Source organism: Streptococcus sp. ALY_211, assembly GCF_058314555.1.
Genome location: NZ_JBZFUN010000003.1, coordinates 174,328 through 195,180, shown reverse-complemented (window position 1 = coordinate 195,180; position 20,853 = coordinate 174,328). Strand labels below are relative to the sequence as shown.

The window sequence follows — 20,853 nt, the reverse complement described above, 5'->3', positions numbered from 1 at the left end:
TCACAAAGAGGCTGGACCTGCTGTTCCAACCTCTTTATCTGAGTATCTTATTCTAAACACATCAGTCCTGCTGTCATTATAGTCAGGACTTCAGGTTTGTTTGCTAGCCATTTTTAACAAGAGTAATTTTAGCACAGGTAGCAGCCAAAGAGCAACTAATCCGCCTAGAGTATTGAAAATCAGATCATCAACCTCAAACACACGATTAAATCCCAATGTTAGATCTAAGACAATCTGAATGAGTTCAATACTGAGGCTCATTAAAAAGCTCCATTTGAGAACTAAAATAGGTTTAGTCAAATTGGGATATAGGACTAGTAGTCCTAACCAAACTGGTGTTAGTAAAAAAAGGTTACTAATATTTTGACCAATGACCCAAAACAAGGCTTTAAATGTTACCAAGCGTCCAATATTAAAAAAAGAATTGAAGGGAACTAAGAGAACAGGGACACGACCGATGTAAATAATATTTGGAGTCGTGACATCCTTGATCACATAATACTGGGGTGAAAAACACAGATAGCAAAGACAGCAAATATATGCTATTAAAAGACCTACGACGATCTGTCTTCCCAGTCCTGTTAGCTGAGGTTTGTCATTTCTCATCTTTTTCACATTACAAGCCCTAATTGACCGCAGCCATAGCCTTTTGGCGATCACGCTTCATGGTATTTGAACGCAGCTGGCCACAAGCTGCATCAATGTCTGTACCGTGTTCTTGACGTACCACACAGTTAACGCCGTTTTTCTTAAGGACATCGTAGAAAGCATCGACACGCTCCTTGGTCGAGCGACTATACTGATCATGTTCTGATACTGGATTGTAAGGGATCAGGTTAATATAAGACAGCTTGCGAATATTTTTAGTCAGGTCAGCTAGTTCTTGAGCATTTTCAGGAGAATCATTGACTTCATTGAGCATAATATACTCGAAAGTCACACGTCGATTGGTTGTTTCAATATAATATTCAATAGCATCAAACAGTTTTTCCAAAGGGAATGAGCGGTTGATGCGCATGATACTTGAGCGAAGCCCATTATTGGGTGCATGTAAGGATACCGCTAGATTAACCTGAATCCCTTCATCAGCAAACTCACGAATTTTATGAGCCAGACCGGATGTTGACACTGTGATATGTCGAGCTCCAATAGCCAGACCATGATCGTCATTAATAGTGCGTAAGAAACGCATCACATTATCATAGTTATCAAAAGGTTCACCGATTCCCATGACAACGACATGGCTAACACGATCTCCTTCGCCACGATCATCCAAGTATTTTTGCACCAGCATAATCTGGGCTGTAATTTCACCATTAGTCAAGTCACGCTGCTTTTTAATCAAACCACTGGCACAGAAGGTGCAGCCAATATTGCAGCCAACTTGAGTTGTCACACAGACAGATAGCCCATAGTGCTGCCGCATTAAAACAGTCTCGATCAACATCCCATCAGGTAATTCAAAGAGATATTTGATGGTACCGTCTGCTGATTCTTGGACAATACGCTGCTTGAGAGGATTAAATTCAAAATTATCCTTTAGTAGGCTGATGAGATCCTTTGAAATATTAGTCATATCCTCAAACGATTGTACTCGTTTTTTGTAGAGCCAGTCCCAAATTTGTTTGGCACGAAAGGCTTTTTCACCCTGAGCTATTGTCCATTCGATCAACTGCTCTCTGGTCATCTCATAAATGGATGGTTTTAGTGTTGCTGTCATCTAACTACTCCTTCTTTCTTATGGTAAAGTGTTGCTGCTCACTAGGCTTATTAGTCTTGATTTTCTTTTTTGCCTTGGGTTGCTTAGCAGAGGACTTGGTATTCTTAGCATTGACTTGATTAGACTTTAGGCGATGGCTAGGTGCTTCTTTATTTTTACGTCTAAAACCTTCTCTTTTAGCCTCTGCCTCTTTCTTTCTCGGTTGTTTATGATAGTTTCCTTTAGCTCTACCAGATCTGTCTGATTCAGATTTAGGAAGACGTGGCTCTGGATTTTCTAAAATAAAATAAGCACAGCCAAAATTACAATATTCCTTGAGGTAGTCATCTAAACGGCTGATTTTCCATTGAGCAATCTTGGTGCGATCATCCTTGTAAAAGCCTGTCAATCTTAGCTCATCGCTCGAGCGATCTCCCAAAATATAGTCATATTTTAACAAGATCTCTGAATAGCGCTGTTGGAATTTTTCGAGATCAAAGGCTTCTCTATAATTTTCCAGTAGGGTAAAGGACAGGTCATCCGCAACAATCTCTTGTCCGATCACCTGAAATGTCGGTCCTGGAAATTTATTGTAATTATACATTTCAGGTGCAATCTCGCGTCTCATTCCCTGCCATCCTTTCTTCTATTAAAACTTATTTCCTTAAGCATTCGCTTTATCATTATACACTATTTCTAGAGAGATAGAAACTTTCCATCTAAGCAAAACAGTCTGAGCACCTATCATCTCAGACTGTTTTTTTATTTCTTGTTAAGTATTAGCGCTCCAGGTAATCAATAGCATCCTGGGCTGTTTTGACAGGAACGATGGTCATATCAGATCCAATGTCCTTAGCTGTTTTCTTAGCCTCTTGGTAATTATTTCCATTAGGGTAGTAAGATTTTTCTTCTTTTTTTATAGGATTATCAGGCACAAAGAAAACTTCGGCACCCGCATCATTTGCTGCAACAACTTTTTGCGCCACACCACCGATATCACCGACTGTACCATCCAGCTCAATCGTTCCAGTACCAGCAATTTTGCGACCTTTAAGCAAATCTTCCTTGACCAGCTGGTCATAGATAGATAGAGTAAACATCAAGCCTGCACTAGGACCACCGACACCCTCGGTACTGAATTTAATATCTTCTTTGGTCTCAACTTCGGTATGGTCTGTCAGAGAAATACCAATACCATTTTTCCCATTGGCTAGTTTGATAACCTTACCTGTTGCTGTTTTTTTCTTCCCTTGACGGGTGAACTGTACGCTGACAGAGGTGTCTCGTTGGAGACTTTTGACATAATTCATCAATTCTTTTGAGCTCTTGAAGGTTTTATTGTTAACCCCTGTTACGGTATCAGAAATTTCTAACTTATCTTTAAAAGTAGAATCATCGGTCAAGCCTAGCACATAAACGCCTTTATAGGCCATTTTGACATCTTTCCCAGATAGTTTGAGTGCCTGATAAATGGCAGTGTTCTGTGAGTTTTCCATATAGTACTGGTTCATCAGTTCATACTCTTTACTGCTAGCACCGCCTGTCATTTGCTCCTCGGGGACTACCTCATAGTGATCATTAAAAGATGCCATCAATAACTGAAAAGGGGTTCCTCTGCTGACACCGACTGCGACAAAATTATAGGAACCATCCGCATTATTAGACTTGCCATTTACGGTTAGAACATCTTTGATATTATAAGCTCCACCTGGCGCTTCCACGTAGTAGGGTAAAGGAAGGGCAAAAAACGCAATGACGGATACAATCCAAAGAATTATCCCACCACCTAGGAACCATGCCCAGTGGCGCCTAAAAAAGCCTTGCTTTTTATATTCGACGTGTTGGTTGACTATTGGTAGAGGCATTTGCTCCATAATTAATTCTTTCCTTTCTCTATTTCCAAAACAACGCTCTTAGGGACATAAGCGCTAATGTCAGCTCCGAAGTGGATCAATTCACGAATACGTGTTGAGCTGATTTGAGTCAAAGATGGTTGGCTAGCTAAATAAATAGTTTCAATCTCAGGTGCCAAGTCATGATTGAAGTAATCCATACTAGTCTCATAGGTTAGATCCATACCATTGCGCAATCCTCTAACCAAGGTCCTTGCACCAACTTCCCTAGCGACATCTACTGTCAACTGACTGTGAGAGGTCATAACAGTGACCTTACCAAGGCTATTGTATTCAGCCAGAGCTGCTTCCAGCATGGCCTTACGGCGCTCAATGGGAAAGAAGCCTGGTTTTTCTTGATTATAAAAGATACCGACATAGAGCTGATCAAAGAGCCGACTCGCACGTATAATCAAATCCATGTGTCCCTTGGTAACAGGATCAAATGATCCAGTCAGTAATCCAATCTTATTTGACATAGACAGTCACCTTGCTAATTCCATAGGATTTTTGTTTCCAGATAGCTAGATCTGCAATTTGTTCTGGTAGTTGAACCTGCTTATCCGTCTCGCAGACTACTCTAACATCATCGCTGAGCAGGTCCAATGCCTGCAGGGTCTGGATATTTTGAACGACTGCTTCCTTAGCATAAGGAGGATCCAGTAAGACCAGGTCAAACTGGCCGGTCAGTCGATCCAGCACCTGTTTGGCATCGCCTTTAATTAAGTGGAACTGACTCTCGGCTTTGGTCATTTTGATATTGGCTTGGATAATAGCTTGAGCCCTACGATCTTTTTCGACTAGGATAGCCTCACTCATGCCACGAGAGATAGCCTCAATTGACAAGCCACCGCTTCCTGCAAACAGGTCTAAAACACGACCACCATCAAAGTAAGGACCGATCATGCTGTAGATGGCTCCTCTCACTTTGTCTGAGGTTGGTCGTGTCGTCTTGCCTTCAAGTGTCCTTAAGGGACGCCCACCAAATTCTCCTGCTATAATTCTCATAGACTTCATTATAGCAAAATTTTAAAGAGCTGTTTACTATTTTTCTGGTGGATTTTTTGAGGGAAGGTAGGGCAATAGTGCATCTGCTAAAGTCTTGGTTGCTCGTCTGGGGCCTCTGACAGCCTTGATTCCTGCTGCCTTGAGATCATCAAAAGAAAATAATTGATCTTCAAAGGTTACCAATCGCTGGATCCTCATAAGACTCTTAATCCTTGCTTGCTCGCCATCATTCCTATCGGGAATATTGACCTCTAAGACTTGGCAGGCATAGCGAAGTGACTTGACTGGTGCTGTCATGTAGATAAAAATCCAATCACCTGTCTTTATCCCTGCTTTCTGTGTCCAGAGCAGGCTGTCAGATAGAGCAAAGGCCTTATCGATATCATAGTATTTAGGATTGGCTGGAATGATCCAATAGTCTGGACCTGTCTCAGGCCGATAAGACTTGGGACCTACCAGTTGTCGACTCTTTTCGACGAGTTCGAAGACCAGATCATCCGCTAGGGTTCCATCTAAAATAATAGAAATCCAACTCTTTTTATTCATATGATAGCTGGGATAGATGCCATCTAAGGCCAGGAGGCCTTCTAGCTTTTCTTTATCAATTTTAATATTGAGGACTTCGACAGTTTTATGGCCGCCAGAGTGCTCCGGTAATAATTTCTCAATAGGAAGGGGAAAAATCAAAGCATACCACTTGTGGTTGTCCGGATGCCGATAAGAGCTATACTGCGGATACTTTTCAAAAGGGTGATCATAATCATCTCCATAAGTCTGATCTAAGAATCTCGCCAAGTGATTGGTCTGGTCAAAAACAAAAGGGCTTTTATCAAAACATTGGTCAGCTATGGTCCTTAAAAATTGACCGTAAGCTGCTTTGACTTGGCCAATATAACTGCCGCTGGCGGTTGGTACTTGAATAGCTAGATAAGGTTCGCCAAGATCCTGATCAAGAAGTTGTCCTTTCACCTGACCATCTGCTGTCACCCACAGCTTAGCTAGAAATTCCCCATCCATGATAGTCTCCTGATAGGTGTAAGTCGTTTTCTCCTGTTTAAATCCAAAAGCTAACAATTTAGCTATATTAGGTTTATACTTTTCAAAAAAATTATCCTCAAAAGCCATCCCTATCCCATCTCCTTTTTAGATATTGTACCAAAAAAGTCTGGGACCAAAGTCCAGACTCGTTAGTATGATTCTAGAATTACTAGATTGATGCAGTGGTTGATTATAAGATATTATCAAATTCTTCACGCACTGCTTGGGGCCAAACACTCGATTGGACTTCGCCAATGTGTTTTTTTCTAAGCAGGAACATGGCCATGCGAGACTGTCCAATACCTCCACCAATCGTTAAAGGGAAGAGACCGTTTAGCAATGTTTTGTGCCACTCAAGTTCAAGACGATCTTGATCACCAGTAATCTCTACTTGACGTTTGAGAGATTCCTCATCGACACGGATCCCCATAGACGAGAGTTCAAAAGCGTGTCCAAGCGCTTCATTCCATACTAGAATATCTCCATTAAGTCCGTGATAACCATTTTCTGTCTCACTGGTCCAATCATCATAATCGGGCGCACGTCCATCATGGCGCTCGCCATTTGGAAGCTCTCCGCCAATACCGATTAAAAAGACAGCTCCGTACTCTTTAGTGATGGCGTCCTCACGCTCTTTTGCTGTCATATCAGGATACTTTTCTACCAGATCTTCTGTATGGATAAAGGTGATTTTTTTAGGTAGAATGGCATCTATATCAAATCTAGCTTCTACTGCTAGCTCAGTCAAGCGAATCGCCTTGTAGACCTTTTCAACTGTTTCTTTAAGATAATCAAGATTGCGATGGCCGTCCGGAATGACTTTTTCCCAGTCCCACTGGTCCACATAGACAGAGTGAATCTGATCTAGAGAATCCTCATCTGGACGTAGAGCCTTCATATGGACAAAGAGCCCTTCGCCTTCATTGAAACCAAAGCGCGCTAGAGTATGGCGCTTCCACTTGGCCAGAGAATGAACGACTTCATAAGTTTCATCTGGAATTTTGAGGACATTTACCCGAACAGGATTTTCTACACCACTCAAATTGTCTTGCATTCCATCTCCCACACGACTTAAAATAGGGCCTTGAACCTCAACGATATCAAGTTTATCAATCAGATACTGTGTGAAAGTATTCTTGACAAATGAAATCTCCTGCTGCTGGTGAATGAAGCTTTTTTTCATAAAACACTCCTCCTCAAATGATATTACTGGTCTCTAAATCTCAAACAAGAATAAAAATGATGGGACAGCAAGAACATAGGATGGACGAATCCTTGTCTTCTGCTTTTCCTATTTCAAATCTTTTTCTTTGGATACCTGTTAAAGCTTGCCAGTATTACTTAATAAAACTCATCAGATACTTTAATGAGTGAATTCATTATAGACCATTCTTTTGAAAATTCCAATGATTTTTCAAAATTATTGCTTAATTATTCGCTTTCTTACATTATTACTTTTATAGGAGGGGCATTATTTGATAGAAAACTATAATTTATCAACAGTTTCTTTAACTCAGTTCATTTTCAATCTTCTTTTACCATCACGGAGCTAATCTTAACATCACCCCAATTTTTTTCTGAAAAGTGACTCTTAGTATCTTTTGCACCTATCCATGCTCGGATAACCGTACGCCCTAGAATATCTCTAGTCTGCCTTTGAAAGTCTTTTACTGTCAGTCCTTTGTCTGTAAGTGCTTGTTGAAAATCGCTCTTTGTGCCACCATCCATGATCGTAAGAGTCTGCGATAAGGTTTGAGTCTTTTTGAAATACTCAAAAACAACCTGTACCTCCAGCTTGTCTGTCAACTGGTAATAACAAAAGATAGATATCGGCTCTTCATCAGATTCTTTATGCACTATTACCCTTACGTAAGTGACAGCTGCTGGTAAAGCACTATTTTCTCCTGTTTCATTACTGGCTGAATAAAAATATAAATCAGGTGGAACACCATTGTCTTCCAAAAAGCCCTCTCTATAGGAAACTTCCCCACCAAGATTTTCCGCCAATGTCCCATTAGGACGTTTTTGTAAATTCTGAGCCATCTCATCAAAAACATTATCGTAGTGTCTGTTGTCAATCCTTAAGTTAACATATACTGTCAGTCCGATAAAGGCTAGAACAAAAAGTAGAGCGAACGCTAGCTTGAAATATTTTTTCATCTATTTCTCCTTATCGGATTGGTAGTCCTCATCCCCAGCATAATCAGTCGTCATGTTGTTGTCACCATTTTTAAGCGCCTCGATAAAGTTATATGATTCTGAGTAATTTTCCCTTAAATACTGCCCTCTTTCAAAGTCAGTCCAAGTCCTTGAGCCACGACCTTTACCAGGTTCAAACGTGGTGCTAGTTGATGGAACGAGTGCAGTATAGATGACGTCCTCAACCCTCTTCATACCTTCATTGTCCTTAAATTCCTCAGCACGATTGGTCTTACCAGAATCAATGTCGCTATAGTAGTCATTGCTGATCTCCATATAACTTTTCCCTGAGTCTTTCATTCTTTGGGCTGTATTCACAGCATCAAGATCTGCTCGGTAATCATCATTCTTGATAGAAGGTTTTTTGCCTGCTTGATCCGTAGTATCTCCACGCCAACCCGCTAATTCCTTAATTCTATTATCAATGGGGTCATCATTTTTGTATAATAACGTAGCTGTAGTAATAGACTGATGGGCAAAGTCGGCATTGGTGTATTTCTGATTGTCTGTAAAGGAGTTATATTTCTCTTTCCAAACTTTCTCAAATTCACTTTCTGATAAATTTGTACCATTGGCTTCATTATAGGCTTTTCGATAATCATCTTTCTTCTTAGAATCTAGCCTATCATATTCATAGACTCTGTCTTTTTTATTTTCAAAACCATCTCCAGACATCTCATGCTGCAAACGAATATTATAGTTTAACTGTTTAGCCTCTTTTTGGCTTAACCCCAACTGCTTAAGAATACTGACAGTATCCGTCGTTCCAAACGCATCTTTTAATGAGCCTGCTGTTAGCTCCCACAGTTTCTTATTATATTCATAATCAACATCATACCACGCTCCTCCAAGAATCCTGAGAAACAGATAGTCAATCTCTTCCTGACTTTTATCAGGAAACTTCTCCTCCAGTCCTCTTCTGACTTGGATAATCTGGCGGGCTGTCGTGTCGTCAAAGCCATACTGTGCTTTGAGGTTCTCGACAAACTGCTTTTCCTCTGCCGACAGTGTCAGCTTGGCTGAGGCATTGTCCACAGAGGTGCTGACCAACTGCATCCAGTCCCTGTTCTTAGGAATGATAAAGATACCAGTCTTGCTGTCCCAGGAGCTGTTGGCTTGCTGGAGACCCTTTTCAAAGGCTGCTTTCAAACCGTCAATATGGGCAAATAATTCGGGAGAGGACGCATGAAAAGCACGAAGCCTCTCCAGCTTGTCCTCCAGCTCTCGCTTGCTGTCTTCTGCAATGTCTATCATCTTATGATAGCTAGCCATGCGCGAAGACGCATGTTTATCAGATTTACTGCTCTTCATACTAGCTATCGCATCTCTGGCGTTATTAATCCGAGCACTCAGGTCTGCTATCTGCTGTTCCAGCTCGGACTCCTTGAGACTCTCGTTAGCGACCTTCTCAATATAGGCTTCTGGAAACTTTTCAACCGCCTCTGCGACAGCTTGGGCTAAACGCTTCCCGCCATCAACCAAGGGGCGCAGCATGGTGGCTGAAAATTGACGGGCAGAACGGTAGGCTTTCCCCTTTAAATCGGCTTCACTGTTTTCAAACTCCGAGAGAACGGCTGACAAAGCCTCATACTGAGCGATCTCTTGCTCTGCTATCTCTCTGGCACTGGCTGCCTGTGCTTGTGAGCGCTCTAAATACATATCAATACTCATCTTACTCCATCTCCTCTAGCTCTCTTTGTAGTCGTAAACGCTTCTCATAAACCTCATCTTGCTCATCTCGATTCTGTCGCTTAAGCTGCTCAAAATCTTGTCGGGACTCTTCAAAGAGATAACGCATATGATTTCTTTCTTGCTGGTAATCTTGATAACGCCAAGCTGGACGACCATCAAACTGATAAGCGTACCACAGCTCTTCTATGCTGAGACTCAGCTGACTAAAAGCATCCTCAGCTATGCCTTCTTCATCTTCGAGTTTTCGCTCAGCACTGAGGAGGTCATACTCTCTTTCGATCAGTTCCTGTTCTTTATGATAGGTTTTGGATACTTCCTGTTCTTTTTGGAGGCGTTTTTGCTTTAGTGAGTTGTCGGCCATGATTGCCCTCTATTTATAATAACTTGATGCCCGCTGCCTGCTCACTATCAACAGCTTGAAAACCTTCGGCAACACTATGAATATTAGTCGAGGCAGTACGCATAAGTTCTGAGAGTTGTTGGCGGGCTGTTTTAGTTAAATCTAGCACTTCATGGGCTTTCTCATTACCAGCAACCGTTGTGGTGTCATCTTTGGAGACGTCACCAAGGCTGGTCAGGCTATTGCCTTTTTCTGAAAATTGGGTCGCATGTAATTGAGCGACCGTCATCACACTTTTGATACTGTCCATAGAAATCTCCTAACTAGTCTCATATGATACTAGTTTACTGATACTTTAAGAGTTATGCAAGTCTTTTGATAGATGTTACTAGTAAAATTTATCAAAAGATAAAAAATTAGTTACAAAACTGATATGAGATTTGCCATATACCTTGTTACTTGTAGCAAATGGACAAGATACAAAATGAGTTTGGAGCAAAAAGTCCAAACTCATTAGTATGTTTTAGATGGGTGAGATGTCACGGTAAAAGTAGAACAAAACCAGTTCTAGGCTATTTAGTCTTTTTAAAGACAGCATCATCAAATTCTGAGTACTTATAAGTTGACGCATCAAATTCTGAATCTAGGGGGCCAGTCCATTGCACATAGGTCAGAGTGCCATCATCGTTTAACTTGAAGCCATATTCTGCATCAAATCCAGCACCTCCCAGGCCAAGGGTAGGCAGGGCATTGCCAATATCTTCACCGTCTGCAAAGCGATACAGATTATCCGAAACTTTTTCAACCTTAGTCACTTTTGCTTGGTAGGTGTCCTTGCTACTCTTGATTGTTTTTATAACCGTGCCATCTTTCTTGTACTCCATGGTTTGTGTGCCCTGTGCACCTGCATCACCCTCCCATTTGCCAATCAGATCTGTTGGAAAAATTTTACTCTGGGCTTGGCTGTCTGTACTCTGGCTATGACTGGTGCTCTTAGCATATTTCTTGATCAGATTTTGATAAGCATCCTGCATATCCTCAGGAGCTTTCTCATAAGTGTAATCCAGTGCTTTTGACTCATACCAATAGTCTTTGGTGAGATAGACCGTTCCATCTGTTGCTAAAAGGATTTCATAGCTGTCCTTGCTATGATCTACCTGAGTATCATAGAGATCATTATAGCCAAAATTTCCTGCCATTGTATTTTGATCATCAGCTAGTTCATCTTTGTTAATCAAACGGCTTGATTCATCTGTAGCAGAGGCAAATTGCTGATGGGTTTTATCTTTTAGAGTATAGAGCCGAAAGACTGCTGTCGATTGATAGTCCTGGGCTTGATCACTGGTAAGATCATTCCCTAAGAGAGTCAAATCAAGACTGTCTTTTTGAGACAATAGGGATTCTTTATCAGATGCTTTACCATCAACATAGATATCAGTATCTGGCAGATCATTTAGGGATCCTTGGATATATCTCTGGAGACGGGTCATAATTTCCTGACCATCTGAGGTTTTAGCCATCAAGAAAGCGATTGAAGGATTACTAACTGCAAGAATCTCTCCGTACTTACTACGTGTCACTACACTATCCTTGGCATAATGGCTATTAAATAACCAATCACCAAATTGGCTGATTACTTTTTCTTCATTTTCTTTTGTCAACTCAACTTTGGTTATCTTTTCTGAGGTGGTTGTTGATGAAGAAGTATCTGCTGATTTTTCTGAAGCCTTTGTATTGTCTTTAGTAACCCTACTGCTACCTTCAACTTGCTTATATTTTTTAGAATTCTCCACATTCACTGTCGGATCACTAGCTGGGTTGAGATTTTTTTTGATGACGATATCGCCTTGATTATCAGGTAGGGTAATTCTTACAGCACTGCCCGATTTGGAGACATCTTTGGTCTCGTAGACCCGTCCAGTACTAGTATTTTTGACTTGGTAGGTGTCGTCCTTGGAACGTCTAATCTCAAAGGTTACTCGTTCTCCTGTCTGCTTATCTATCACATCAGTTGCATAGAGCGTATGGATATCTGCTAGAGCGATTGTCTGTTGATACTTACCAAAAGCCATGAAAATCAAGAAGATGATCATAGCTAATGCAATAAATTTTTTATTCTGTTTCATCCTTTAGCCTCACATAAATAAAAAGCCAATAATATAGCCGAAAACAGCTAAAAATACGATGATAAAAGTCTTGATGATAATGCTCGGACTGAATCTTTTTGAAGGCTTATTATCACTCGGGTTAGAGAGGGGTTGAAACCCATTTTTTGAAGCTTCTGTAAATTCTTGAAAAGTTGGTTTACGTCCTTTTAGGACTTGAAACTCTGTCACCCATTCATCTCTAGTCATCTCGATTTCTCCTTTTTGAACTGTAAGGTTAACACAAAGACTAGGGCATAGACTAAGGCGTGGAGGGCCAGAATCAGATAACCATGCCAGATCTTATCTTGATCCATTTTAAAAAGATCAAGTGCCCAATCTTCAACAGGGATATTGTATTTAGCCATTGTCCCTGGGATTTTGTCCAGCTGGTTAGTCACTCCGAATAAGCGGTGTCCATAACCTAGGAAGATAAAATCATCGATACCTTTTATAGACTTTGGTAATTGTAAAATTGTCCCCGATAAAGAGAACTGAGTGATCCCAGCAATGACTCCTAAAATTACTGAGGTAATCTCACTGGCACCAGACCAGGCAGATATCACTAACCCTAAGAAGTGAGAGGCTAGGAGGATCAAAAAGCTAGTCACGACTAACTCGAGGAAGAAACTTTGAAATAGCTGTCCCTGTGTTTCTAATTCCTTACCATAGGCTTCACTGATCCAAATATAACCAGTAGAAAATACTAGAGCCTCAATTAGGGCATAGCCAATATTAAAAATCAGAGTTGCTAATGCGTAATAGCTAGGATTTAAAATCGAGAAAAAATCTCGATTTAATATGGCCCTTTCCTTACTGATATAAATAGATGTTTGCACTAAAACCAGAAGACTGGACGAAAAGATCAAGAGAAAGAGCGTCATTCGGGTTTGTTCAAAATTAACTAAAAACCCTTTCTTTTCGATATAGAGAATGAGGACCTCAAATGCTAAAATTCCCAGCAAAACTTTCAAAAAATCGAACAGGGAATGACGGCACTTGTACCATGATAAACGTAATGCAGCAGTCATATAGCCTCCTATAATTTGTAAATCCGTCCAGAAGTCTGAAGCTCTTGGTAAATATCTGCCAAATTCAAGTCGAGATATTTACTAATTTCATAGTCATCCGTTGTTTTGAATTCTCTAAGTAGCTCTTGAAAAGTCCCTACGAATTTAGGAAGTCCCTTAGAGAGAAAGACTAGACGATCAAAAATAGCTAGATTTTCTGTATTATGGGTAATAACAACGATCGCCTTATTAGCTGTCTGGGCTAAAATCTTCAAGGTCCGCAGTAAATTGCGGTCACTTAAGGCATCTAGACCACTTGATGGTTCATCAAGTATAAAGTAAGGGGAATCGCTTAGTAGTTCTATCCCAATACTCACACGCCGCTTTTGTCCACCGCTAAGCTCTGAGAGTTTCTTGTCCCAAAACTCCAATAAACCGAGATCTCTAGCAATAGCCTGTGGGCGTTGATGGCGAACATCTTTAGGATAGGACTTGAGGTAGGCATCTGCATAGACTGTAAAAATTTCCTTGACCTTGAGATAGTCTCTCAGGAGGTTTTGCTGGGGAACATAACTCCAGCTGGCTTTTTCCATTAAAGGATGGCCGTCTTGCAAAATTTCAAACTCCCTACAGGTTGGGGTCAAGCGTTCCAGTAAGATTTCCGTCAAAGTTGTCTTACCACTACCTGATGCTCCCAAGATACCAACTAACTCTCCGGTTTTTAGGCTAACATCCAGATTATGGAAAAGAGCTTGATCATTGCCCTTATAAGTGAAACAAATATGCTTAAATGTAATGGTGTGTTGCTTATCCATCTGGTTCCTCAACTATCTAATAATAAAGCTAAGATCACAATGATACTAATTATAAAAACTAGAATTAAAACATTCCAATTAAAATAGACAAAAAGCAGTCCCAGCAGCCATATACTTGCTAGGCTAGTCAAGCCTACCAGCCACAGCGAGCGCTTACGCTCCTGCTTTGGCGCCATAACCGAATTTGCTGGGGGAGTTTGAGTAATAGGTTGGACTGGCAAGGCAGTCGAGGTATAACTACGGTCATTCAACTGATAATCCTGACGCTCCTGCGGTCCCGGTTTCTTTATACCTAGAAGAAGGTCATAAGATTCTTTGTTGGTTTCATTTAAGAAATAACGTTTGGCTTTTTGTAGAGCTTCCGCCAAGAGATGATCATCTGGACGCAAGAGGTTGAGTGCTTCGCGATTGCCTAACATCTCTACTTGCTCTTCTACCTTTTGATAATTTTGATTGGCGGTCTGTTTATTATCTAAACTAGCACTTAGTTCTTTTAAATAGGGAATGGATTCTCCTGTTGATGTTTCAATACCTTTATAAAAATCAATCATGATGTGAATTTATCAAAAATCTCCTGTAGATCGCTCAGATCATCCTCTAATTCGATACGTTCCTGCTCAATTTTGGCATTGAGGCGATACTGACCTAAGCGTTGATTGCTTTGACCATCAAAAACGTCAATATGGATGATTTGCTCGGGATCAAAGGCAAAAGAAATTGTTGCTACCTTTTCTCCCTTGCGACGTGGCGTAGGCAAAGTCTCTTTTATTTCTAAAAGTGGCTTCACATTAATAGGATTTTCATAATTTCCTTCTGAAATACGCACTCGAAAATTATTTTGGCCGTCTACTACTGCATAAATATCATAATTTCTCACTGCGGGGATAGGTGTGTTACGAGGCACGACCACCCGATTAAAGAAATCACCACCAAAGGCATAAGTCTGATTTGGGACCTTACGCAATAGCAGTCCAATTCCTTGGGATGTGATATCCCTAATCTGTACCTTTGTTGGATCAACCGCCTGGTTGTCTGCTTCTTCTTGGAAGCTGACACTGTCATTTGCAATCAGATTAGCAATAATGCTAGCGCCCTCGGCAACAATGGTATCTGGATTAATGCTATAGGTGGGCTGACGACCTGACATGGCCTCGATCATATCACGCACTATTGGCATACGTGTTGAGCCTCCCACTAGTAAAATGTGGTCAATATCAGACCAGGTCACACCAGCTGCTGATAGAGTGCTCGTAATCTTAATTTGCGTATCTTTGAGCAGATCAAAAACAACATTTCTGAAGTCATCCCTGCTGATTTCAACTCCAAAGTCTCCCTGATCCGTGTAAGTTTCAAAAAAGGCTGTCTCATTGACTGATAAAGAAATTTTGATTTGCTCAGCTTGGTAGCGTAGTTGCATCTTTTCCTTATCAGAAATCATGGTCATATTGAGCCCTTGGGCTTCTAACTTAGATTCTATGAAGCTAACCAGTCGTTTATCAAAATCTATTCCACCAAGGCGATGATTGCCATCCGTTGCTAGAATGCTGTAATGATGATCTCTGACATCCATCACAGTAACATCAAAGGTTCCTCCTCCTAAATCATAGACGAGGATTTTTCCCTGAACATTTTTTTCATGCGCATAAGAAATAGCTGCTGCGGTGGGTTCATTGATAATCCTTAGGACATTAAAACCTGCCAAACGACCAGCCTTTTTAGTGGCTGCACGCTGCTCAGAGGTGAAATAAGCTGGGACTGTAATAACCACATCCTTAATGCTGTCCACTCCCATTTCCGAAGCTACAACATCTGAGCGCTTTTTGAACTCGTGAAGAACCAGGGCAGACAGTAAAACAGAATTCACTCGGATATGATGAGGTGCTTCACTCTCAACATTCCTTGCCATATCCCGTTTAAAATCTTGTTTAACATAATCGATCTTCCCTGTGTTAATCCCTCGAGTAAGGGCTGAAGTGCCGAAAAATACACGTGACTTCCCTTCAATTTCTGAAAAGTATAGTGCAGAGCGTAATACCTGCTCATCGTTTGCTCCCATAGGAATAATTTCTGGCTTTTGATCTTTGACAATAGCCATAACCGAATTAGTAGTTCCTAAATCGATTCCAAGTGCGTAGTTCATAATCTATCCCTTCTAATCTTTCCTGTGCTGTCACTATTACTATGTCATTAGGGAGTCCAATCCGCTAATCATTTGTCTTTATTATACCATTAACATAAAGCAAAAAGTCCGGAACTCTCAGGTTCCAAACTTTTTCTACTCCACTGTGTCTTCTGAACTCAGTTTTTTTGAAGTTCCATTCTTATCAGTGATAATATAACCAGAAAAATCTTCATAGCTATATAGATAGTCACTATCGGAATCCAGGGCTTCATCATAGGAAATCTTGGAGGACCAAGAGAGCTTTTCCTTAATAGTACCTGAGGTGTCATGATCTTCATCGGCTGAATAACCAAACTCAACGGTTACTGTATAGTCTACCGTATAGTTCGTTGCACCTGTTTGTGTGACTGTAGTAACATCGACATTTGAAAAATCAATCCAGTCTGCTGCTCTATTTTTTGCATTTACTGTATTGTCATCAATCATAGTCTTTAAGTCTTTGTACATACCGTTTTCTGTGCCGCCCTTAAAGATATCAGACAAATCATCCGGTGTGGTATTGTCATTATCAGCGTAAGAATCCATTAAACTGTAGGCTTCCGTCATAAGATCATCAGCCGTATCCCTGGTTAAAATGTCCGATACTTCCATGGTTAGCGTGTCTCCATCAGAAATATCTGAAATTTTAGTGGCGCTGGTCTTAAGACTGGTACCATCACTGAAGTCTTTTTTTACATAAACCGAAGCGCTGTCCATCACAGGTAACTTTTCAGCTGTATATTGACCATCCTTAAGTGTTCCGACACTCTTACTGCCAATATAGACCTTACCATCGCTGATGTTACTTGAGATCTTAAAACTCAAGTACTTAATATCTAGGGCGATGGTCTGATCCTCTGTTAAGTCTTTTTGAGAGCTAACCTCAATGTCCTGGCCTTTGACCTTTCCAGAAGCTAGGAAGCTATAGGTCCCAGGATAGAGGCGCTCGACTACTTTATTATAATCTGCAGAATCTGACTTACCATAGTCTACGTCGTTGATGCTAATGTTAAGATCTTTAGTGTTAGTCTGTAGGGTAGCATTAACTGGTTTGACTGCCACTCGCCATTTGGGAAAAATGAAGAATTCATGTCCCGACTTCACCATACTATTACCAGATAGCAGCATGGCTTTATCAGTCGTTGTATTAACAGATTTTTTATCAACATAGGTCAATTCAGAGGATTTGATCGATTTTTTCGTATCTGACCAAACCTCATAATCTACTTGTTTGTCAAAATCTTTGCCAGCCACCTTTAAGTAGCGGTCTGCCACAGCCTCTCTTGAATAATACTGATGACCATATATAAACGAAGAGACTAATGCCAAACTCAACACGACCAAAAAGGTTACCATGACACGACGTAAGATTGATTTTTTAGGCTTTGCTATTGCCCTTGGCTGAACAAACTGGTTGATAGTAGTTAAGTCAAAGTTAGCTGCCTTACCAAGTAAAAATTCTTCTGGTAGAGGAGATCGCCCTACATACTTCCGAAAAGCATTTATCCAAGCATCCTGAGCCGTTGAACTTTTTGATCCTCCAGGGCTGGGACTGGCTACTGGCTGAGAAAGGGCACGATCTGATACATCATAAAAGCTCTTTCCAGTTAGATCAGAGCTTTGAGAATTGGAAAGTTTTTCTGAATTGCTATCTAAACCAGCAATCCGACGAATTTCTCGAGGAGAGAAATCCGTCTCCTTGCCTTTCATAAACTCCTGTGGAGTAGGCTTACGACCGACGACACTCTCGAAGAGATCAGCCCATCTTTCTTTCGTTGCCATAGGTTAAACCGCCTTATATATTAGTAATCATCAAATGCTTGAAGAATTTCTTCAAATCCACCTGCAATCATTGATCCTGTAATTTTATAGACAATATAGTAAACAATGACAAATGCAAGAGCAGCTAAAATCAAAACGTAAAAGTTATTCACCTTGCCAAAGGTTACGTGGGACATATTTTTAATCAAAGCGATAAAAATAATGATGAGCCCGAGACCAAGTAAGAATCCGAAAAATTGAGCATTGTTAATGATCTGCTTGAGAGGGGCTGTTACACTTGAAATATAGGAATCTGCTGACATTACTGAATCAGATGAACTGTTATCTGCCAAGTGTTTTGGTGCAAAGAAAGTCACAATAAAGGCTAAAAAGTTCAAGACCAATAGAATTGGGGTATAAGAGAAGTATTGCCCTGCTTTTTGAGTAAAGGTTTTACCTGCGTCACGATTAAAGACCACTGGCATGGCCATCACGATAACATAAAAGATATAAAAGAAAATCAAGAAAATTAAAACTTTGAGAAATCCAAATTCTGATGAAACAATCTCTTTCAACTTGTCATCATCACTACCAAACTCTAAGAGGAAGGCTGAGGCAACTCTATTGAAAAAATTAACCAGTGCCCAACTAGCAAACAAGGCTACGGGTACTAATGTTATTAAACCGAAAGCAAAGTGGCTGTCTTCAGACTTAGCTTGAGGATTTTTAAAGCCATTTAGGAACCAAGTAAAATAATCCTTAACAGCGATACCAAAGGCAGATGGTTGAGCTGGCTGGGCTGGCATTTGATATTGAGGAACTTGTCCAGCCATAGCTTGCTGCTGGTAATAGGCCTGCTGCTGTTCTGGTGTTAATTGCGCAAACTGAGCCTGCTGTTGAGCTGCCATTTGCTCTGGTGTGAATTGTGGCGCTTGTTGCTGAGCTGCCATCTGTTCTTGTGTAAACTGAGGCGCTTGTTGTTGGGCTGCCATTTGCTCTGGCGCAAACTGAGGCGCTTGTTGTTGAGTTGGCACCTGATCTTGTGTAAACTGAGACGCTGGCTGTTGAGGCATTTCTTGAGGGGCTACAGGTTGGTCTACTGGGTTGTCATCCACAAATTCACCTGCAGCAATCGCCTGAGCGATCTCCTCTTGTGAGGGCATACGCCCATTTAACGCTTCAAAGTACTCCATCCAATCCTGTTTGTTCATAATAAATCTCCTTAAAAATTATCGACTAGACCAGCTAAAAGTCTGATCTAGTACAAAGAGTCAACTGTCATCAAAAGGTAACCGTGATCATTTATCATCATTTTAAACCATTTTAAGACACAGTTTATTCTACACTATTTTCACTAATGAAACAATACGATTTCAATAAAAATAAGGTAGAGCTGGCCTTTCCCTATCTATCTCACTCGTGAAAAAACAGCCTTGACCTTGATCAAGACTGCTTAGAAAATTATTGAATGAAAATGGTTACTGTCTACTAAGCTTTAAGGTAGCGTCTCATAGACAAGATTGACCCTAAAGAGCCGATAATAATACCTAGCGCGGCTAGAGCACCAATTAAATAAAAGAGATAAGGATCTGTCGGATAGAGCGATAAATTATCTCCTTTCAATTTATTCTGGAAGGAAGCTATGGCAATATTGTAACCAATAAAAAGGACTCCTGCTGGTAGGATAGAGCCTATTAGACCAATCCAAGCACCTTCTAAGAAGAAGGGCGTACGAATATAAGAATTCTTAGCACCTACCAAACGCATAATGATAATATCGTCCTTACGTGACATGATCGTGATGCGAATCGTATTTGAAATCAAGAAAATTGCAACAAGGATAAAGAGAACGACTCCTGCTAGTCCCCAGAATTTTATTCTATTAGAAAGATCCGCTAGTTTCTCAACATCATAGTCAGCATATTTGGCGTCATTAACACCTTTAATTGTTTTAAATTTTTTTGTGATTTTTTCCATTTTATCGTAGGAATTTACCTTGACGATATAGGCATTGTAGAGGGGATTATTGCTAGAATCAAATCCCCATACCTTTCCTAGATTTTTGGTGAGCTTTTCTAGCTGCTCATCACGTGTAGAGTAGGTAATCTCTGTTACGCCATCAACAGCCTTGAGCTGGTCATAGATCACATGGTATTTTTTATTTTGATTACCATCAGCATCCAACTTGTTGTTGTCGTAGACATTGGTCTCAAGGTAAACATTGATGACCATGTTCTTTTCGACATCATCAATCAATTTATTGAGGTTCAATAAGAGGGCAACAAAGATACCTACGACAGTCAAGGTAACGCTGACCATGGAAATGGCTGAGAAGCTCATCCAGCCTTGGCGGCGGATATTGACCATGGATTGGCGTAAATGTCGGAAGAAATTTCTAATCATCGTATTCGTACTCCCCTCCTTCTTGATCTCGGACAACCTTGCCGTCTTCTAGAGCGATGACACGGTGCCTATGTCCATTAACAATGACGTTATTGTGGGTAGCCATGATAATGGTCGTTCCTTGCTCATTGATGCGCTCCAGCAGATTCATAATTTCCTCAGAAATCTCAGGATCCAGATTCCCTGTCGGTTCATCTGCAATGAGAACACGGGGCTTATTGACTAGAGCACGGGCAATAGCAACACGTTGTTGCTCACCACCTGATAGCTGTCTTGGAAATGAGCGCTCTTTATGCTGAAGCCCGACTAACTTGAGGACTTCTTTCACACGGCGCTTAATCACCTTACGACGTTCACCAATAACCTCCATAGCAAAGGCTACATTTTCATAAACTGTTTTGTTGTTTAGTAGTTTATAATCCTGAAAAACCACGCCAATAGAGCGACGCAGGATAGGAATTTGACGTTTTTTCATCCTATTGAGACGGTATTGACCAACCTTGATAGTTCCACGACTCGCTTCTTCCTCACGGTAGAGAAGACGGATAAGACTGGATTTCCCAGCTCCTGATGGTCCCACTAGGTAGACAAATTCTCCTTGGCCGATTGTCAAAGTGATGTCTCGTAGAGCGACATCCCCACGGCCGTAACGCTTGACCACTTTATTAAGTTCGATCAGTGCCATAATATT

Annotated in this window: 22 protein-coding genes; all 22 read right to left on the bottom strand. The window is 40.8% G+C overall.

Translation table 11 applies throughout. The features are described 5' to 3' along the window. Positions 1–90: 90 nt before the first annotated feature. On the bottom strand, positions 91–606 hold the full coding sequence (locus AC4HAJ_RS04215; RefSeq protein WP_491078911.1) for a VanZ family protein: 516 nt from the start codon (positions 604–606) through the stop codon (positions 91–93). 19 nt (positions 607–625) lie between these two features. Continuing rightward, the gene (gene rlmN / locus AC4HAJ_RS04210; RefSeq protein WP_491078910.1) at positions 626–1,720 is read right to left on the bottom strand and encodes a dual-specificity RNA methyltransferase RlmN; all 1,095 of its coding nucleotides are present in this window, start codon (positions 1,718–1,720) and stop codon (positions 626–628) included. A gap of 4 nt (positions 1,721–1,724) precedes the next feature. Beyond that, the gene (locus AC4HAJ_RS04205; RefSeq protein ID WP_491078909.1) at positions 1,725–2,327 is read right to left on the bottom strand and encodes a YutD family protein; all 603 of its coding nucleotides are present in this window, start codon (positions 2,325–2,327) and stop codon (positions 1,725–1,727) included. 151 nt (positions 2,328–2,478) lie between these two features. Further along, entirely contained in the window at positions 2,479–3,564 is a 1,086-nt protein-coding gene (locus AC4HAJ_RS04200; protein WP_491078968.1) for a SepM family pheromone-processing serine protease, read from the bottom strand. 11 nt (positions 3,565–3,575) lie between these two features. Beyond that, entirely contained in the window at positions 3,576–4,070 is a 495-nt protein-coding gene (coaD, locus tag AC4HAJ_RS04195) for a pantetheine-phosphate adenylyltransferase (RefSeq protein WP_491078908.1), read from the bottom strand. Next, the gene (gene rsmD / locus AC4HAJ_RS04190) at positions 4,060–4,599 is read right to left on the bottom strand and encodes a 16S rRNA (guanine(966)-N(2))-methyltransferase RsmD (protein WP_491078907.1); all 540 of its coding nucleotides are present in this window, start codon (positions 4,597–4,599) and stop codon (positions 4,060–4,062) included. Before rsmD ends, coaD begins: the two co-directional genes overlap by 11 nt. A 36-nt stretch (positions 4,600–4,635) precedes the next feature. Then, positions 4,636–5,724, bottom strand: a complete 1,089-nt coding sequence (locus AC4HAJ_RS04185) for an MmcQ/YjbR family DNA-binding protein (RefSeq protein WP_491078906.1) — start codon at positions 5,722–5,724, stop codon at positions 4,636–4,638. Positions 5,725–5,827: 103 nt separating this feature from the next. Then, positions 5,828–6,820: an aspartate--ammonia ligase gene (asnA, locus tag AC4HAJ_RS04180; RefSeq protein ID WP_491078905.1), complete on the bottom strand. Its 993-nt coding sequence runs from the start codon at positions 6,818–6,820 to the stop codon at positions 5,828–5,830. A 341-nt stretch (positions 6,821–7,161) separates the two neighbouring features. Next, complete coding sequence (locus tag AC4HAJ_RS04175; protein WP_491078904.1) at positions 7,162–7,797, bottom strand: TipC family immunity protein; 636 nt, start codon at positions 7,795–7,797, stop codon at positions 7,162–7,164. Continuing rightward, on the bottom strand, positions 7,798–9,507 hold the full coding sequence (locus AC4HAJ_RS04170; protein WP_491078903.1) for a hypothetical protein: 1,710 nt from the start codon (positions 9,505–9,507) through the stop codon (positions 7,798–7,800). Position 9,508: 1 nt separating this feature from the next. Continuing rightward, positions 9,509–9,889, bottom strand: coding sequence for a hypothetical protein (locus AC4HAJ_RS04165; protein WP_491078902.1), 381 nt, complete (start codon positions 9,887–9,889; stop codon positions 9,509–9,511). Positions 9,890–9,902: 13 nt separating this feature from the next. Further along, positions 9,903–10,178, bottom strand: a complete 276-nt coding sequence (locus AC4HAJ_RS04160) for a TIGR04197 family type VII secretion effector (RefSeq protein ID WP_491078901.1) — start codon at positions 10,176–10,178, stop codon at positions 9,903–9,905. Positions 10,179–10,440: 262 nt separating this feature from the next. Continuing rightward, on the bottom strand, positions 10,441–11,994 hold the full coding sequence (locus tag AC4HAJ_RS04155; protein WP_491078900.1) for a hypothetical protein: 1,554 nt from the start codon (positions 11,992–11,994) through the stop codon (positions 10,441–10,443). Positions 11,995–12,003: 9 nt separating this feature from the next. Continuing rightward, complete coding sequence (locus AC4HAJ_RS04150; protein ID WP_491078899.1) at positions 12,004–12,222, bottom strand: hypothetical protein; 219 nt, start codon at positions 12,220–12,222, stop codon at positions 12,004–12,006. Beyond that, positions 12,219–13,043 (bottom strand): ABC transporter permease, encoded by an 825-nt coding sequence (locus AC4HAJ_RS04145; RefSeq protein ID WP_491078898.1) that lies wholly within the window; start codon positions 13,041–13,043, stop codon positions 12,219–12,221. The genes AC4HAJ_RS04150 and AC4HAJ_RS04145 overlap by 4 nt, the downstream gene beginning before the upstream one ends. Before the next feature lie 8 nt (positions 13,044–13,051). Continuing rightward, entirely contained in the window at positions 13,052–13,837 is a 786-nt protein-coding gene (locus AC4HAJ_RS04140; RefSeq protein WP_491078897.1) for an ATP-binding cassette domain-containing protein, read from the bottom strand. Positions 13,838–13,845: 8 nt separating this feature from the next. Further along, on the bottom strand, positions 13,846–14,388 hold the full coding sequence (locus tag AC4HAJ_RS04135; RefSeq protein WP_491078896.1) for a hypothetical protein: 543 nt from the start codon (positions 14,386–14,388) through the stop codon (positions 13,846–13,848). Next, complete coding sequence (locus AC4HAJ_RS04130; protein WP_491078895.1) at positions 14,385–15,977, bottom strand: Hsp70 family protein; 1,593 nt, start codon at positions 15,975–15,977, stop codon at positions 14,385–14,387. Before AC4HAJ_RS04130 ends, AC4HAJ_RS04135 begins: the two co-directional genes overlap by 4 nt. Before the next feature lie 135 nt (positions 15,978–16,112). Further along, entirely contained in the window at positions 16,113–17,780 is a 1,668-nt protein-coding gene (locus tag AC4HAJ_RS04125) for a zinc ribbon domain-containing protein (RefSeq protein ID WP_491078894.1), read from the bottom strand. Between the two features lie 20 nt (positions 17,781–17,800). Next, positions 17,801–18,970 (bottom strand): hypothetical protein, encoded by a 1,170-nt coding sequence (locus AC4HAJ_RS04120; protein WP_491078893.1) that lies wholly within the window; start codon positions 18,968–18,970, stop codon positions 17,801–17,803. Between the two features lie 277 nt (positions 18,971–19,247). Further along, positions 19,248–20,162 carry a permease-like cell division protein FtsX gene (ftsX, locus tag AC4HAJ_RS04115; protein WP_491078892.1) on the bottom strand — a complete coding sequence of 305 codons (915 nt, stop codon included), beginning with the start codon at positions 20,160–20,162 and terminating at the stop codon, positions 19,248–19,250. Further along, entirely contained in the window at positions 20,155–20,847 is a 693-nt protein-coding gene (gene ftsE, locus AC4HAJ_RS04110) for a cell division ATP-binding protein FtsE (RefSeq protein ID WP_491078891.1), read from the bottom strand. Before ftsE ends, ftsX begins: the two co-directional genes overlap by 8 nt. Positions 20,848–20,853: the final 6 nt, after the last annotated feature.

Coding starts and splice junctions, on each gene's coding strand:
- ftsE (WP_491078891.1), bottom strand. CDS start 20,847: ATGGCACTGATCGAACTTAATAAAGTGGTCAAGCGTTACGGCCGTGGG.
- AC4HAJ_RS04215 (WP_491078911.1), bottom strand. CDS start 606: ATGAGAAATGACAAACCTCAGCTAACAGGACTGGGAAGACAGATCGTC.
- AC4HAJ_RS04175 (WP_491078904.1), bottom strand. CDS start 7,797: ATGAAAAAATATTTCAAGCTAGCGTTCGCTCTACTTTTTGTTCTAGCC.
- AC4HAJ_RS04185 (WP_491078906.1), bottom strand. CDS start 5,724: ATGGCTTTTGAGGATAATTTTTTTGAAAAGTATAAACCTAATATAGCT.
- asnA (WP_491078905.1), bottom strand. CDS start 6,820: ATGAAAAAAAGCTTCATTCACCAGCAGCAGGAGATTTCATTTGTCAAG.
- AC4HAJ_RS04145 (WP_491078898.1), bottom strand. CDS start 13,043: ATGACTGCTGCATTACGTTTATCATGGTACAAGTGCCGTCATTCCCTG.
- AC4HAJ_RS04165 (WP_491078902.1), bottom strand. CDS start 9,889: ATGGCCGACAACTCACTAAAGCAAAAACGCCTCCAAAAAGAACAGGAA.
- AC4HAJ_RS04155 (WP_491078900.1), bottom strand. CDS start 11,994: ATGAAACAGAATAAAAAATTTATTGCATTAGCTATGATCATCTTCTTG.
- rlmN (WP_491078910.1), bottom strand. CDS start 1,720: ATGACAGCAACACTAAAACCATCCATTTATGAGATGACCAGAGAGCAG.
- AC4HAJ_RS04120 (WP_491078893.1), bottom strand. CDS start 18,970: ATGAACAAACAGGATTGGATGGAGTACTTTGAAGCGTTAAATGGGCGT.
- ftsX (WP_491078892.1), bottom strand. CDS start 20,162: ATGATTAGAAATTTCTTCCGACATTTACGCCAATCCATGGTCAATATC.
- AC4HAJ_RS04130 (WP_491078895.1), bottom strand. CDS start 15,977: ATGAACTACGCACTTGGAATCGATTTAGGAACTACTAATTCGGTTATG.
- AC4HAJ_RS04140 (WP_491078897.1), bottom strand. CDS start 13,837: ATGGATAAGCAACACACCATTACATTTAAGCATATTTGTTTCACTTAT.
- AC4HAJ_RS04160 (WP_491078901.1), bottom strand. CDS start 10,178: ATGGACAGTATCAAAAGTGTGATGACGGTCGCTCAATTACATGCGACC.
- AC4HAJ_RS04150 (WP_491078899.1), bottom strand. CDS start 12,222: ATGACTAGAGATGAATGGGTGACAGAGTTTCAAGTCCTAAAAGGACGT.
- rsmD (WP_491078907.1), bottom strand. CDS start 4,599: ATGAGAATTATAGCAGGAGAATTTGGTGGGCGTCCCTTAAGGACACTT.
- AC4HAJ_RS04135 (WP_491078896.1), bottom strand. CDS start 14,388: ATGATTGATTTTTATAAAGGTATTGAAACATCAACAGGAGAATCCATT.
- AC4HAJ_RS04170 (WP_491078903.1), bottom strand. CDS start 9,507: ATGAGTATTGATATGTATTTAGAGCGCTCACAAGCACAGGCAGCCAGT.
- AC4HAJ_RS04125 (WP_491078894.1), bottom strand. CDS start 17,780: ATGGCAACGAAAGAAAGATGGGCTGATCTCTTCGAGAGTGTCGTCGGT.
- coaD (WP_491078908.1), bottom strand. CDS start 4,070: ATGTCAAATAAGATTGGATTACTGACTGGATCATTTGATCCTGTTACC.
- AC4HAJ_RS04205 (WP_491078909.1), bottom strand. CDS start 2,327: ATGAGACGCGAGATTGCACCTGAAATGTATAATTACAATAAATTTCCA.
- AC4HAJ_RS04200 (WP_491078968.1), bottom strand. CDS start 3,564: ATGCCTCTACCAATAGTCAACCAACACGTCGAATATAAAAAGCAAGGC.